The following is a 14,380-nucleotide window of genomic DNA, read 5'->3' as shown; positions in this document are numbered from 1 at the left end:
GCGGGCGCTACATGCGCCCCACGCCGAACTGCATGGGGCGCACGGCGCGGGCGGCGCCTTCGGCGATGGTGTCCAGGCAGAAAGCCAGCACGGCGCGCGTGTCGCGCGGGTCGATCACGCCGTCGTCCAGCAGCAGGCCGCTGGTGTAGGCCACGTCGGCCTGCTGCTCGAACATGGCGACGATGCGCTCGTACTGGGCCTGCATCTCGGCCGGGTCGGGCGTGATGCCTTTGCGCGCCAGGGCGCCTTCGGTAACGATCTGCATGGTGCGCGCGGCCTGCTCGCCGCCCATGACCGCCGTCTTCGCACCCGGCCAGCTGAACAGAAAACGCGGCGCATAGCCGCGCCCGCACATGCCATAGTTGCCGGCGCCAAAGCTGGCGCCGCACTGGATGGTCAGCTGCGGCACGGCGGCGCAGGTCACGGCCTGGATCATCTTGCTGCCGTGCTTGATCATTCCGCCCTGCTCGCTGTCCTTGCCCACCATGAACCCGGTGGTGTTTTGCAGATAGACGATGGGCTGGCCCAGCTGGCACATCCACTGGATGAAGTGCGTGGCCTTGCTGGCCCCGGCCACGTCGATGGGGCCGTTGTTGCTGATGAAGCCCACGGCGTGGCCCGCGATGCGCCCTTGCGCGCAGACGGTGGCGGCGCCGTAGCGGGCCTTGAACTCCAGCAGCTCGGAGCGGTCCGTCAGGCGCGCGATGACCTCGCGCATGTCCACCGGCTGGCGCAGGTCGTCGGGCATCAGGCCCAGCAGGTCATCCTGGGGCAGCAGCGGTTCAAAGGCCGCGCGCGGCGGCGCCGGCCGCGCCCAGTCCAGCTGCGCCAGAACGGCGCGCGCCATGCCGATGGCCTCACGGTCGTCGCCGGCCAGGTATTCACCGAGGCCGGAGACGGCCGTGTGCATCTCGGCGCCGCCCAGCTCCTCCTCGGTGGCGATCTCGCCGGTGGCGGCCTTGAGCAGGGGCGGGCCGGCCAAAAAGGCGCGCGAGCGGCCCTGCACCATGACCACCACGTCCGACAGCCCCGGCATGTAGGCCCCGCCGGCCGTGCCCGAGCCGTGCTGCACGGTGACCACCGGGATGCCGGCGGCGGACAGCCGCGCCAGGTTGCGAAACAGCGCGCCGCCGTGCACGAAGCCCTCCACGCGGTAGCGCATCAGGTTGGCGCCGGCGCTCTCCACCAGGTGCACGAAGGGCAGGCGGTTTTCCAGGGCGATGTCTTGCAGACGCAGGATTTTCTCCAGGCCCATCGGCTGGATGGCACCGGCCTCGATGCCCGAATCGCTGGCCACCACCATGCAGCGCACGCCTGACACGAAGCCGATGCCGGCGATCACGCCGCCGCCGGGCACGGACTTGGCCGCGTCCTGGGTGTCATGCAGGTAGCCGGCCAGGTCCATCAGCGGCAGCCAGGGTGCGCCCGCGTCCAGCAGCAGTGCCACGCGCTGGCGCGGCAGCAGCTGGCCGCGTTTTTCAAACTGTGGCAGCGAGCGCGCCGACGCGGCGGCCGCGCGCTCCTGCAAAGCGCGCAGGCCTTGCAGGCGCGCCAGCAGCGCCTCGCGGCGGCGCAGCGCATCGGGGGCGCCGGCGTTGTGGCGCGAGGTGAAGGCGGTGGGACTGCTCATGCGTCCTCCCGCGGCGCCGGGGCGCTGGCGAACACCCGCGGCGTCTGCGCGCGGTGAAAGCCCTGGAACGGCCGCACCGCCACGCGCTGGCGCACCGCTTCATCGGGCTGCTCCATGGGCCAGCCCATGCGCGCCTGCGGGCGGGCGCCGTCCACGCGCAGCGTGGTGCCGCTGATAAAGGCAGCCGCCGGACTGAGCAGGAAGGCGATGGCCGCGGAGATCTCGGCCTCGGTCCCCATGCGGCCCAGCGGCACGGTGCGCGGCATGGCGCGCAGCAGCTCGGCCGCCTGCGGCGGGTAGTTGTCCATGCCGCTGGAGGCGATGTAGCCCGGCGCCACGGCGTTCACGCGCACGCCGGCACGCGCCCACTCCACGGCCGCCGTCTCGGTGAAGCTGACCATGCCGGCGCGCGCCGCGCCGCTGTGGCCCATGCCTGGCATGGAGCCCCACATGTCCGCCACCACGTTGACGATCGCGCCGCCGTGCGCGCCCATCCACTGCGTGAAGCACTCGCGCGCCAGCAAAAAGCCACCCGTCAGGTTGGTGCTGACCACTGCCTCCCATCCCTTGGCGGAGATGGCCTCGAGCGGCGACATGAACTGCCCGCCGGCGTTGTTGACGAGGCCGTCGATGCGCCCATGCGTGGCCAGCACCTCGCGCACCAGGGCGGCCACGCCGTCTTCGCTGCGGATGTCGCAGGCCTGCCAGGTGGCCAAGCCGCCGTCGGCGGCGATCTCCTGCTGCACGGCGGCCAGCTTGTCCGCCTTGCGCCCGACCAGCACCACTTTGGCACCCAGGTGGGCCAGCTCGTGCGCCGTGCAGCGGCCGATGCCCGAGCCGCCGCCGGTAACGACGACGACCTGCCCGGCAAACAGACCGGGCGCGAAAACCGAGCCGTAAGCGGCCGGTGCTTGGGGAAGTGCGGCAGTCATGGATGGGCTCCTTCTGCCGGCGCCCTGGTGAACAGCGCCATGGCCTGCTCGGCCAGCGCGTCCAGGCTCAGGCCCTTCTTGGGCGAATACCAGCTCACCGACCAGTTCAGCGCGCCGAAGATGAACAGGCGCGCCACGGCCGGCTCGGCCTGCAGCAGGCCCTGGCGGGCCAGGCCCTGCAGTGCGGGCATCCAGGCGGCCTCATAGGCGTCCTTGATGCGGGCCACGTCCTTGCGCTGGGCGGCGGTGAGCGAGCGCCACTCGTACAGCATCACCGGGATGAAGCCGCTGCGCGGGCCCAGCAGGATCTCGAAGTGGTGGCGCACCAGCACGCGCAGCTGCTCGTGCGGGCTGGCGGCGTCGCCCAGGGCCTGCAGGGTGCGCTGCTGGCTGTGCAAGGCCTCGGCCATGCCCTCGGCCATCACGGCGTGCAGCAGCGCGCTCTTGCTCTTGAAGTGGTAGTAGGGCGAGCCGCTGTGCATGCCCACGGCGGCGGCGATGTCGCGCGTGCTGGTGGCCGCGTAGCCCTTGGACAAGAACAGCCGCGCCGCCTTGTCCATGAGCTTGCGGCGGCGGTTGCCGTCGTCCTGCTCCTCGGCCGTCTTGCGCGGGCGGCCGCGCGGCCGGCGCTGCGGCGGATCGGCAGCAGGCTGCGGATTGGCGCCGGCCAGTGGCGCGGCGCTGCTGGAAGGCTTTGCTGGTGGCATGGTCAGACCTTAGCAAAGCCATTTATTTTTAGCAAGCGATTGCTTTGTAAAAATACCCAGACCGGACCTGCCGCCGGTCAGGGCGGCGCGTCCACCTCCTGGGGCGGGCGCTGCCAGTAGCGCTGCGTGGCGGCGCGCTCGCAGCGCAGCCGCCCGTCGGCCGACTGCCACGCTGCCGCGCCGCAGCCGGGCGTGGCAGCCAGGGCGATGCCGCGTGCGCGGTAGCGCTGCACCACCTCGGGCGCAGGGTGGCCAAACGAGTTGCGCCAGCCCGCCTGCACCAGCGCCAGCTTGGGGGCCACGGCATCGAGGAAGACCTCGCTGGACGAGGTCTTGCTGCCATGGTGCGGCACCAGCAGTACGTCGGCGGACAGCTCGGCGCCGGCCTCCACCAGGGCCTGCTCCTGCGCCCGCTCGATGTCTCCCGCCAGCAGCGCCGCGCGGGCGCCCTGCCCCACAGCGGCCGCCACCCGCAGCACGCAGCTGCGGGCGTTGGGCCGCGCGGCGCGGCCTTCCGGCGCCGGGCCGGGCGGCGGGTGCAGCACGGCGAACTCCACCCCGTCCCACTGCCAGCGCATGCCGGCCGCGCAGGGCTGCACCGGCACCTGGGTGCCGGGCGCCAGGCCACCGTCGATGGAGCCCAGCACGCGCGCCTGGGGCTGCTGCGCCAGCACGGCGGCGGCGCCGCCGGTGTGGTCGCTGTCGCCGTGGCTGAGCACCAGCAGGTCGATGCGCTCGCCCAAAGCGCGCAGCAGTGGCGCCAGCACGCGCTCGCCCGCATCGGCCGTGGCCGACAGGCGCGGGCCCGCGTCGTACAGCAGGCTGTGGTGCGCGGTGCGTACCAGCACGGCCTGGCCCTGGCCCACGTCGGCCGCCAGCAGATCGAACTGCCCGGCGGCCGGCCGCGCCACCTGCCAGGCCAGCGCCGGCAGCAGCAGCGGCAAGCCCAGCACCCGCAGGCGCCAGGGCAGGCGCAGCACCAGCAGCAGGCCGCCGGCCACGGCCGCCATGCCCAGCGGCAGCGGCGCCAGGGCCAGGCTCAGCTGCGCCCAGGGCCAGCCGGCCAGCCACTGCAGCCAGGCGCCCAGCAGCTCGGCGCTCCACGCCGCCGCCTGCCACAGGGGCGGCCACAGCACGCCGGCCAGGGCCAGCGGGGTGAGCACCAGCGTGGTCCAGGGGATGGCCACCAGGTTGGCCACCAGGCCGACGAGGGAGACCTGGCCAAACAGCAGCAGCGTCAGCGGCGCCAGCGCCACGGTGACCGCCCACTGCTCGCGCAGCAGCGCTACGAATTTCAAGCCAAATCGGCCTCCAGCGCCCGTCCCATCGGCGCTGGCAGCTCTCATATCTGTAGCGAACAGCATGCCCACGGCGACGAAGCTCAGCCAGAAGCCCGCCTGCAGCAGCGCCCAGGGGTCGGCCAGCAGCACGGCGGCACAGGCCAGCAGCCAGACCTGGGGCCAGGGCCAGGCGCGGCCGGACAGGCGCAGCAGGCCCACGGTGGCCAGCATCAGCACGGTGCGCTGCGCCGGCACGCCCCAGCCGCTGAACAGCGCATAGGCCCCGGCCAGCAGCACACCGCCCACCAGCGCCGCGCTGGGCGCAGGCACCGCCAGGCATAGGCGGGTGCTGCGGGCCCAGGCGCGGCGCAGCACGGCCGCGGCCAGCCAGGCGAACAAGGTGATGTGCAGGCCCGAGATGCTCATGAGGTGGGCCACGCCGGTGATGCGGAACACGTCCCAGTCGGCGCGGTCGATGGCGCGCTGGTCACCGGTGACCAGCGCCGCCACCACGCCGGCCGCGCGCCGGCGCGCCGGGTCGCCGTCCACCGGAGCCAGGCGCTGCAGGATGGCGTCGCGCACCCGCTGACGCAGTTGCTCCACAGGGTGGCGCCAGGTGGCGGCCAGCAGGCGCGGCGGCTCGCCCGGCGCGCCGGTGCGCACGTAGCCGCCGGCCTGCACGCCCTGCTCCCACAGCCACAGTTCGTAGTCGAAACCGTGCGGGTTGCGTGCGCCGTGCGGGGCCTTCAGGCGCAAGGTCAGCTGCCAGCGCTCGCCGGCGCGCAGGGCGGGTGGCGGCTGCTCCACCTCCTGGCCGCGCCAGCCCTGGGCGTACCAGGTCAGGTCGATGAGTTCCGGCAGGCGCACGGCCTGGCCGTCCTGCCGCGCCGACTCCACCGCCAGGCGCAGGCGCACGCCGTCGGCCCGCACCTGAGGCATGGCGGCGATGACGCCGGTCACGCGCAGGTCCTGCCCCTGCAGCTGGGGCGCCAGAGCGCCGGCCAGGAAGGCCGCGGCGCGCAGGCCGCACAGGCCCCAGGCCAGCACCGCAGCGCCCAGGCCGGCCAGGGCTGCCGCAAGCCGGCCGCCCCGCAGCCAGGCCATAAGAATCGCCGCGGCGCCGAAGGTCAGGGCCGCGCCATAAACGGTGGTCGGCAGCAGCGCGCTTTGCTGCAGCTGCAGCGCCGTGCCCAGCACCACGCCCAGCAGCGCCGGCGTGCCCAGCCAGAAGGTGCGCGCTACGCGGTGGGCGGGCATGGCGGCAGCGCCTGCGCGCACCAGGCCCGGCCCTCAGCGGTCAGCGCCACCCGCCAGCGACCCTGGTCTTGCCACACGTGCACCCAGCCGGGGCCACGCTGGCCGCCGCCCAGGGGCGCGTCGCCCAGGGCGCTGAGCTGGCGCAACACGGCGCTGGCGCCCAGGCCCAGCCACTTGGACAGGGCCGGCAGCGCCAGCCCGTCCTGCAGGCCGGGCTGCGCCAGCTCCCGCAGGATCGCCAGTGCCAAGGGTGGCAGCGCGGCCTCTTCGTGGCTCATGGCCGTGGCGTGTGCGGCGTCAGGACCACGGGGATGGACTTGGAGGTGGGCGTGCCCACACCCTCGGCCACCGAATCCAGCGGCACCAGCGGGTTGGTCTCGGGGTAGTAGGCCGCCAGGTTGCCGCGCGGGATGTCGTAGGGCACCAGCACGAAGCCGTGCACGCTGCGCTGCACGCCGTCGTCCCAGACGGTGTGGATGTCGACCCGGTCGCCGCCGGCCAGGCCCAGCGCGGCGATGTCCTCGGGGTGGATGAAGACCACCTGGCGCTGGCCCTGCACGCCGCGGTAGCGGTCGTTCAGGCCGTAGATGGTGGTGTTGTACTGGTCGTGCGAACGGGTGGACAGCAGCGTGAACAGCGCCCGCCCCTCGTGCCGCTGCGGGCCGGGTGCCGGCACCGCGTGCACGGAGAACTGCGCCCTGCCGCTGGCTGGCGGCGTTGCGCAGCCGAAAGCCGCCGGGCACGGCCACGCGGGCGTTGAAGTCGGCGAAATCGGGAAAGACCTTTTCGATCTCATCGCGGATGCGGGCGTAGTCCTGCACCAGCCAGGCCCAGGGCACGCTGGAGCGCTCACCCAGCGTGGCGGCGGCCAGGCGGGCGACGATGGCCGGCTCGGACAGCAGCTCGGCCGAGGCCGGCGGATTCATGCCCATGGAGAGGTGCACCATGCTCATCGAATCTTCCACCGTCACGCCCTGCGGGCCGCCGGCCTGCATGTCGATTTCGGTGCGGCCCAGGCAGGGCAGGATCAGCGCCTCGCGCCCATGCACCACGTGGCTGCGGTTGAGCTTGGTGGCCACGTGCACGGTCAGGCCGCACCGGCGCAGGCCGGCCCAGGTGGCGGCGGTGTCGGGCGTGGCGGCAGCAAAGTTGCCGCCCAGGGCGAAGAACACCTTGCAGCGCCCTTCGCGCATCTGGCGGATGGCGCCCACCGTGTCCACGCCATGCGCGCGCGGCGGCGCAAAACCATAGACCTGCTGCAGCCGGTCCAGCAGCGCCGGCGGCGGCGCCTCCCAGATGCCCATGGTGCGGTCGCCCTGCACGTTGCTGTGCCCGCGCACCGGACAGGGGCCTGCGCCCTCGCGGCCGATGTTGCCGCGCAGCAGCAGCAGGTTGACGATGGCGCCAATGGTGGCCACCGCGTGCCGGTGCTGGGTAATGCCCATGCCCCAGCAGGCAATCACGCGCTCGGCGCCGATGTACACGTCGCCGGCGGCGCGCAGCTGCGCCTCGCTCAGGCCCGAGGCGTCCTGCAGCTGCGCCCAGGGCGTCTGCGCGATCTGCGCGGCCAGGGCATCAAAGCCCGTGGTGTGCTCGGCGATGAAGTCCTCGTGGAGCACGCCGCCGCGCTGCGCGTGCATCTCCAGCACGTGCTTGGCGATGCCGGTGACGGCCGCCAGGTCGCCGCCCACGCGCAGCTGCAGGTAGTGCGTGCTGATGGGCGAGGAGCCCAGCGTGGCCATCTGCAGCTTGTCCTGCGGGTCGGCGAAGCGCTCCAGTCCGCGCTCGCGCAGCGGGTTGAAGCTGACGATGCGCGCGCCGCGCTTGTGCGCCGCGCGCAGCTCGCCCAGCATGCGCGGGTGGTTGGTGCCGGGGTTCTGGCCGAAGATGAAGATGGCGTCGGCGCGCTCGAAGTCCGCCAAGGTCACCGTGCCCTTGCCCGTGCCCACCTGGGCGCGCATGGCGGCGCCGCTGGCCTCGTGGCACATGTTGGAGCAGTCGGGGAAGTTGTTGGTGCCGAACTGGCGCACGAACAGCTGGTACAGGAAGGCCGCCTCGTTGCTGGTGCGCCCGGAGGTGTAGAAGATGGCCTCGTTGGGGTCGGCCAGCGCATTCAGGTGCCGCGCGATGAGCATGAAGGCCTCGTCCCAGGCGATGGGCAGATAGCGGTCGCTGGCGGCGTCGTAGCGCATGGGGTGGGTGAGGCGGCCCTGATCCTCCAGCCAGAAGTCGCTTTGCCGCTCCAGCTCGGCCACGGTGTGGCGGGCGAAGAATTCCGGCGTGGCGCGCCGCGCCGTGGCTTCGGCCGCCACGGCCTTGGCGCCGTTCTCGCAGAACTCGAAGGTGGAGTGGTGGTTGCGGTCGGGCCAGGCGCAGCCGGGGCAGTCGAAGCCGTCCGGCTGGTTGGCAGACAGCAGGGTCTTGGCGCCCTTGAAGGGGATGCCCTGGGCCAGCAGCGTGTCCTTCACGCTGGCCAGCGCCCGCCACCCGCCTGCGGGGCCGTCATAGCGGGTGATCTTCTGTTCGGTGGTCATGCCCTGCATCTTGCGGCCTTGGCGCGCGGTGTCAATCGAGCCGGATGCGCTGCGGCTTCTTCTGACAGCGCGGCGCCGCGCGGGTGTCTACAAGAAGGCCGTTGCCCGCTTGCCACTTCGTTCATTCACTTTCCACCGGAGGCGCCGATGGCCCACATACCCGACTCGAAGATCGAACCGTCCGACCCGCCCATCCACCCCCGCAAGGTGCTGGCCATCGTGGACCTGCGCCGCGCCGTGGGCATCATCGCCGTGGTGCTGGCGCTGGTGCTGCTGGTGGCGGGGCTGGGCCGGCTGTTCGCATCCAGCGACGATCCCTACCTGCCAGAGAGCCGTACCGCCACCGGGGCGAATGCGCCGGCCATTCCCGTGCCGCCGGCACGCTGAGCGCAGGCGGCGGAGGGTTTAGGTGTTTTTTTCCCTCTATCCCTTGTGCAGCAAGCGCCAGCAGCTATCAAATGAGCAGCAAGCACATGCCAGCTGGGCAGACGGGCAAGTCCCCCGTCGCCTGGCGCCTGGCGCCTGGCGCCGCTCAGGTTTTCTTGCTGATGGTGATGGTCGGGAACTTGGCGGAGAAATCCTTGGACTGCTGGGCGATCTTCACCGCTACCTTCCGGGCAATGTCCTTGTACATGCCCGAAACCTCGCCGTCCGGCTCGGCCGCCACCGTGGGCCGGCCGCTGTCGGCCTGCTCGCGGATGGACATCTTCAAGGGCAGCGCGCCCAGGTAGTCCAGGCCCTGCGCCTCGGCCATCTTCTTGCCGCCCTCGTGGCCGAAGATGTGCTCGGCATGGCCGCAGTTGCTGCACACGTGCACGGCCATGTTCTCCACCAGGCCCAGGATGGGCACGCTCACCTTCTGGAACATGGTGATGCCCTTTTTGGCGTCGATCAGGGCGATGTCCTGCGGCGTGGTGACGATCACCGCCCCGGTCAGCGGCACCTTCTGCGCCATGGTCAGCTGGATGTCGCCCGTGCCCGGCGGCATGTCCACGACCAGGTAGTCCAGGTTGTCCCAGCGCGTCTGGGTGATGAGCTGCTCCAGCGCCTGGCTGGCCATGGGGCCGCGCCAGATCATGGCCTGCGCCTCGTCCACCAGGAAGCCGATGGAGTTGATCTGCAGGCCCATGGCGCGCTTGGGCTCCATGAACTTGCCGTCCAGGCTCTCGGGCTTGCCGCTGGTGGCGGTCATGGTGGGCATGCTGGGGCCGTAGACGTCGGCGTCCAGCAGGCCCACCTGAGCGCCCTCGGCCGCCAGGGCCAGGGCCAGGTTCACGGCGGTGGTGCTCTTGCCCACGCCGCCCTTGCCGGAGGACACGGCGATGATGTTCTTCACGCCCGGCAGCAGCTGCACGCCGCGCTGCACGGCGTGGGCAATGATCTTGCTGGCGACGTTGACCGAGACGTTGTCCACACCCGGCAGGGTACGGGCGGCGGCGATGAACTGGCTACGCAGCGCGGGGATGACGCTCTTGGCCGGGTAGCCCAGCTCCACTTCGAAGGATACGTCGCCGCCATTGATCTGCACGTTGCGCACGGCGCGCGTGCTGACGAAGTCGCTGCCGGTCTGCGGGTCCTTGACGCTGGCGAGCGCCGCCAGCAGGTCCTGTTCTGTGATTGCCATGAAAGGGATGCCCTCGCTGTGTCGTTGGTTCGATGCAGGCGGCGCCAGGCCGCCCAGAGCTCCGAGTCTAGCCAGCCGCACTTGTCATGCCGCCGGCAGGGCGATTCAAGCCAAAAGTGGCTCCAGCGCCCGCCAGTCAAGCGCAAGCAGCTATTGTTTCAGTAGCACCCTCAGGCCCGCACCTGCAGCCCCGCCGCCCCGCCCTGCACGCCGCCGACCACGGCCGCATGCGCGAAGCCTTCGCGCGCGAAGGTGGCCAGCACCTCGTCCACGCTGTCCGGCGCGCAGGCCACCAGCAAGCCGCCCGATGTCTGCGGGTCGGTCAGCAGGGCCTGAGCCGTGCTGGGCAGTCCGGCGCCCAGCGTCACGTCCTTGCCGTAGCCGGCCCAGTTGCGTGCGCTGGCGCCGGTCACGAAGCCCTGCGCGGCCAGCTCGGGCACGCCGGGCAGCAGCGGCACGCGCGCCCAGTCCACCTGCACCGCCACGCCCGCGCCGCGCGCCATCTCCAGCGCGTGGCCGGCCAGGCCGAAGCCCGTCACGTCGGTGATGGCGTGCACGCCGTCCAGCGCTGCCAGCAGCGGGCCGGGGGTGTTCAGGCGTGTGGTGCTGTCGATCATTTGGCGGTAGTGGGCATCGGAGAGCTGCTCCTTCTTGAGCGCCGCCGAGTACACGCCCACGCCCAGCGGCTTGCCCAGGATGAGCACGTCGCCCGGCCGCGCGCCGGCGTTCCTGCGCACCCGCTCGGGATGCACCAGGCCCATGGCGACCAGGCCGTAGATGGGTTCGACCGAGTCGATGGTGTGCCCTCCCGCCACCGGGATGCCGGCGGCGCGGCACACGTCCTGCCCGCCGCGCAGGATGGCTCCTATGGTCTCCAGGGGTAGCTGGTTGACCGGCATGGCCACCAGCGCCAGCGCCATGATGGGCTTGCCGCCCATGGCGTACACGTCCGACAGGGCGTTGGTCGCGGCGATGCGGCCGAACTCGTACGGGTCGTCCACGATGGGCATGAAGAAGTCGGTCGTCGCCACCAGCGCCTGCGTGTCGTTCAGACGGTAGACGGCCGCGTCGTCGGCCGTCTCCAGCCCCACCAGCAGCTCGGGCGGCACCACGCCGGCCGCGCCGCTTTGGGCCAGGATCTGCGACAGCACGCCCGGCGCGATCTTGCAGCCGCAGCCGCCGCCGTGCGACAGGGAGGTCAGACGGGGAGCGCGAGTGGAGGGTTCGGAAGCATTCATGGCAAGCGGAAATACACGTTGACGGACAATCGGCTGCCCTCTCCGAAGGATGAGCAGCGCCCGCCGCATGGCGGCCGGGCGCCCCATCATCCCAGATTCACCGCCCCGCCCGTCCGTGTCCCACCGCAGCCCCATCCGCCCCGAAGACCGCCACGGCTTCGACGCCATCATCGACGCGCGCTCGCCCGCCGAGTTCGCCGAGGACCACATTCCCGGCGCCATCAACTGCCCTGTGCTGAGCGACGAGGAGCGCGCCATCGTGGGCACCATCTACGTCCAGCAAAGCGCCTTCGAGGCACGGCGCGTCGGCGGCGGCTTCGTCGCGGCCAACCTGGCGCGCCACCTGGCCGGGCCGCTGGCCGACAAGCCGCACGGCTGGCGCCCGTTGGTGTATTGCTGGCGCGGCGGCCTGCGCAGCGGCTCCATGGTGCAGTGGCTGCGCCTGGTGGGCTGGGACGCACAGCAGTTGGCCGGCGGCTACAAGTCCTTCCGCCGCCACGTCATGGAGCAGATCCAGGCCCTGGTGCCGCGGCTGCAGCTGCGCGTGCTGGTGGGCGCAACCGGCAGCGCCAAGACGCGCGTGCTGCACGCCCTGCAGGCCCAGGGGGCGCAGGCCATCGACCTGGAAGGCCTGGCCCGGCACAAGGGCTCGCTGCTGGGCGCGCTGCCCGGCGTGGCCCAGCCCTCGCAAAAGCACTTCGAGACCCAGCTGGCCGCCGTTCTGGAACGCCTGGACCTGGACCAGCCCGTGTACGTGGAAGGCGAGAGCGCGCGCATCGGCCGCATCTCCGTGCCCGTGCCGCTGGTGCAGGGCCTGCGCAACGCGCGCTGCATCGAGATCGAAGCACCCCCCGAGGAACGCCTGGCCTTCCTGCTGCGCGACTACCGCTACCTGGGCGACGACCGCCAGGCCCTGGCCGACCGCCTGGCCCAGCTGACGGAGCTGCACGGCCGCCAGACCGTGCAGCGCTGGCAGCAGTGGGCGCACGCCGGCGAGCTGCCGGCTCTCTTCGACGAGCTGATGCGCCTGCACTACGACCCGCACTACGGCCGCTCGCAGGCGCGCAACTTCACCCGCTGGGACGAGCGCCAGCGCGTGGCCGCACCCGACCTGTCGCCCGCCGGCATCGACACGCTGGCGCAGGCCATACGCGCACTGGATTGAGGATTTCCAATGAAATATGCCTCCAGCGCTTTCCAGTCAAGCGCCAGTAGCTATATTTTCAATAGCAAGATAACTGTGCCGCTTCTCTCCCCTTTCAGAAAGACCGCCTCGCCGTGAAATTCAAAATGGCCCCGAATTCGGGCTTCGCCGTCCTGCTGCGCTCGCCTTGGTGGGTGAGCTTCGCCGTGGCCGGCGCCATCGTGCTGGTGTGCGCCGCATTGCTGCCCTCGCACCTGGTGCCCTTCGCCGCCGCAGGCGCCCTGCCGATCGCGGTCATCGGCTGCATCGCCGCCTGGCGCCAGTGGCGCGCGCCCAGCGCGGCCCGGGTGGAGGCCGCGCGCGCCGCGGCCGCCGCCCTGCCCTGGCGCGAATTCAGCGCACTGCTGACCCGCGCCTGGACGGCCGAGGGCCATGGCGTGCAGCCGCTGCCGGGCGGCGCACAGGCAGCCGACCTGCGCTTGGTGCGTGGCGACGGCTCCGGCCAGTCCATCCTGGTGGCGGCGCGCCGCTACAAGGCCGCCAGCCACGGCGTGGAGCCGCTGCGCGCCCTGCATGCGCTGGTGCAAAGCCAGGGCGCCCAGGCCGGCACCTACGTGGTGCTGCAGGGCAGCGTGAGCGACGCGGCGCGCCAGTTCGCCGCCACGCACGGCCTGGCCCTGCTGGAGGGCGCGGCGCTGGACGCGCTGCTGCTCAAGGGCCAGCCCGGCTCGTAAAGCTCCCTTATGCCCGCCGCCGCACCGCCCGCCAGCGCCTCCCGCACCGGCCTGGTGCTGACCGGCGGCGGCGCCCGCGCGGCCTACCAGGTGGGCGTGCTGGAGGCCATTGCCGATCTGCGCCGGGCCTGCAACGCACATCGCGACCCCAACCCCTTTCCCATCCTGGCCGGTACCTCGGCCGGGGCCATCAACGCCGCCGCCCTGGCCAGCGGCGCCGACGACTTCGACCACGCGGTGCGCAACATGGCGCGGGTGTGGGGCCACTTCGAGTCGCAGCAGGTCTACCGCACCGACCCCATCAGCATGCTGCGCAGCGGCGCGCACTGGCTCACGCTGCTGTCGCTGGGCTGGGCGCTGGCGCGCTGGCGCTACACACGGCCGCGCTCGCTGCTGGACAACACGCCGCTGGCCCACCTGCTGCACGACATGGTGCCCCTGGCCCGCCTGCCGATGCTGCTGGAGCGGGGCCACCTGCAGGGGCTGGCGGTGACCGCCTCCAGCTACACCTCGGGCGAGCACATCACCTTCTTCGATGCGGCCCAGGAGCTGCAGCCCTGGGTGCGCTGGCAGCGGCGCGCCGTGCACAGCCGCATCACGCACCAGCACCTGCTCGCCTCCTCGGCCATTCCCTTCGTGTTTCCGGCCACGGCCATCCGCATGGGCGGGCATACGCGCTATTTCGGCGACGGCTCCATGCGCCAGACCGCACCCGTCGCCCCGGCCATTCACCTGGGTGCCGAGCGCATCCTGGTCATAGGCGCGGGGCACATGCAGGAGACGCAGAAGGACGACCCGCAGGCCCCCATGACCGCCGGCTACCCACCACTGGCCCAGATAGCCGGCCACGCGCTGTCGGGCATCTTCCTGGACGCGCTGCCGGTGGACCTGGAGCGGCTGCAACGCATCAACACCACGCTGTCGCTGATCCCGCCCGAGGCGCGGCGCGCCAGCAGCCTGCGGCCGGTGCAGTTGCTGCTGATCTCGCCGTCGCAGCGCCTGGACGGGTTGGCCGTGCGCCACGTGGCACGCCTGCCGGTGCCCGTGCGCGCGCTGCTGGGCGCCCTGGGCGTGTCCGCCAGCAGCCGGGATCCGCGCAACGCCGCGCTGGCCAGCTACCTGCTGTTCGAGCGTCCCTACACGCACGAGCTGATGGCACTGGGCCGCGCCGACGCACTGGCGCAGCGGGCGCAGATCTGCGCCTTCTTTGGCTGGCGCGATCCCCAGCAGGACGAGGCACCGACCAGGCCGCCGCGGCCTTCTTCCTAAAATGGCGGGTTGTTCAGCGAAAGCCCCACCT

The 14,380-nt window shown here is 72.0% G+C and carries 11 protein-coding genes and 1 pseudogene; 4 read left to right on the top strand and 8 right to left on the bottom strand.

The window, feature by feature from the left end; translation table 11 throughout:
- Positions 1-7: 7 nt before the first annotated feature.
- The 6 genes and pseudogenes from RT282_RS05415 to RT282_RS05390 form a co-directional block, all read right to left on the bottom strand.
- Entirely contained in the window at positions 8-1,630 is a 1,623-nt protein-coding gene (locus RT282_RS05415; protein ID WP_313312287.1) for a carboxyl transferase domain-containing protein, read from the bottom strand.
- Positions 1,627-2,562, bottom strand: coding sequence for an SDR family oxidoreductase (locus RT282_RS05410; RefSeq protein ID WP_313312285.1), 936 nt, complete (start codon positions 2,560-2,562; stop codon positions 1,627-1,629). Before RT282_RS05410 ends, RT282_RS05415 begins: the two co-directional genes overlap by 4 nt.
- Positions 2,559-3,269, bottom strand: a complete 711-nt coding sequence (locus RT282_RS05405; RefSeq protein WP_313312283.1) for a TetR/AcrR family transcriptional regulator — start codon at positions 3,267-3,269, stop codon at positions 2,559-2,561. The genes RT282_RS05410 and RT282_RS05405 overlap by 4 nt, the downstream gene beginning before the upstream one ends.
- A gap of 77 nt (positions 3,270-3,346) precedes the next feature.
- Positions 3,347-5,806, bottom strand: coding sequence for a DNA internalization-related competence protein ComEC/Rec2 (locus tag RT282_RS05400; RefSeq protein ID WP_313312281.1), 2,460 nt, complete (start codon positions 5,804-5,806; stop codon positions 3,347-3,349).
- Positions 5,788-6,084, bottom strand: coding sequence for a hypothetical protein (locus RT282_RS05395; protein WP_313312279.1), 297 nt, complete (start codon positions 6,082-6,084; stop codon positions 5,788-5,790). The genes RT282_RS05400 and RT282_RS05395 overlap by 19 nt, the downstream gene beginning before the upstream one ends.
- Positions 6,081-8,349, bottom strand: a pseudogene (locus RT282_RS05390) (FdhF/YdeP family oxidoreductase). The gene RT282_RS05395 and the pseudogene RT282_RS05390 overlap by 4 nt, the downstream one beginning before the upstream one ends.
- A gap of 138 nt (positions 8,350-8,487) precedes the next feature.
- Between RT282_RS05390 and RT282_RS05385 the strand changes: the two are divergent.
- A complete protein-coding gene (locus RT282_RS05385; protein ID WP_313312277.1) occupies positions 8,488-8,727 on the top strand; it encodes a hypothetical protein in 240 nt (79 codons plus the stop codon).
- Positions 8,728-8,872: 145 nt separating this feature from the next.
- Here the strand turns inward: RT282_RS05385 and apbC are convergent, their stop codons facing one another.
- Both apbC and selD read right to left on the bottom strand, forming a co-directional pair.
- Entirely contained in the window at positions 8,873-9,964 is a 1,092-nt protein-coding gene (apbC, locus tag RT282_RS05380; RefSeq protein ID WP_313312275.1) for an iron-sulfur cluster carrier protein ApbC, read from the bottom strand.
- A gap of 170 nt (positions 9,965-10,134) precedes the next feature.
- Complete coding sequence (gene selD / locus RT282_RS05375; RefSeq protein WP_313312273.1) at positions 10,135-11,202, bottom strand: selenide, water dikinase SelD; 1,068 nt, start codon at positions 11,200-11,202, stop codon at positions 10,135-10,137.
- A 115-nt stretch (positions 11,203-11,317) separates the two neighbouring features.
- Here selD and mnmH point away from each other — a divergent pair, with 115 nt between their 5' ends.
- The 3 genes from mnmH to RT282_RS05360 all read left to right on the top strand — a co-directional run bounded on the left by mnmH (position 11,318) and on the right by RT282_RS05360 (position 14,349).
- The gene (gene mnmH / locus RT282_RS05370) at positions 11,318-12,367 is read left to right on the top strand and encodes a tRNA 2-selenouridine(34) synthase MnmH (RefSeq protein ID WP_313312271.1); all 1,050 of its coding nucleotides are present in this window, start codon (positions 11,318-11,320) and stop codon (positions 12,365-12,367) included.
- Positions 12,368-12,492: 125 nt separating this feature from the next.
- Positions 12,493-13,080 carry a restriction endonuclease gene (locus RT282_RS05365; protein WP_313312638.1) on the top strand — a complete coding sequence of 196 codons (588 nt, stop codon included), beginning with the start codon at positions 12,493-12,495 and terminating at the stop codon, positions 13,078-13,080.
- A gap of 9 nt (positions 13,081-13,089) precedes the next feature.
- The gene (locus RT282_RS05360; protein WP_313312269.1) at positions 13,090-14,349 is read left to right on the top strand and encodes a patatin-like phospholipase family protein; all 1,260 of its coding nucleotides are present in this window, start codon (positions 13,090-13,092) and stop codon (positions 14,347-14,349) included.
- Positions 14,350-14,380 lie beyond the last annotated feature (31 nt).

The sequence above is a fragment of the Pulveribacter sp. genome, from assembly GCF_032079985.1.
Classification (GTDB): domain Bacteria; phylum Pseudomonadota; class Gammaproteobacteria; order Burkholderiales; family Burkholderiaceae_C; genus Melaminivora.
This window is presented reverse-complemented; position numbering and strand designations above follow the sequence as displayed.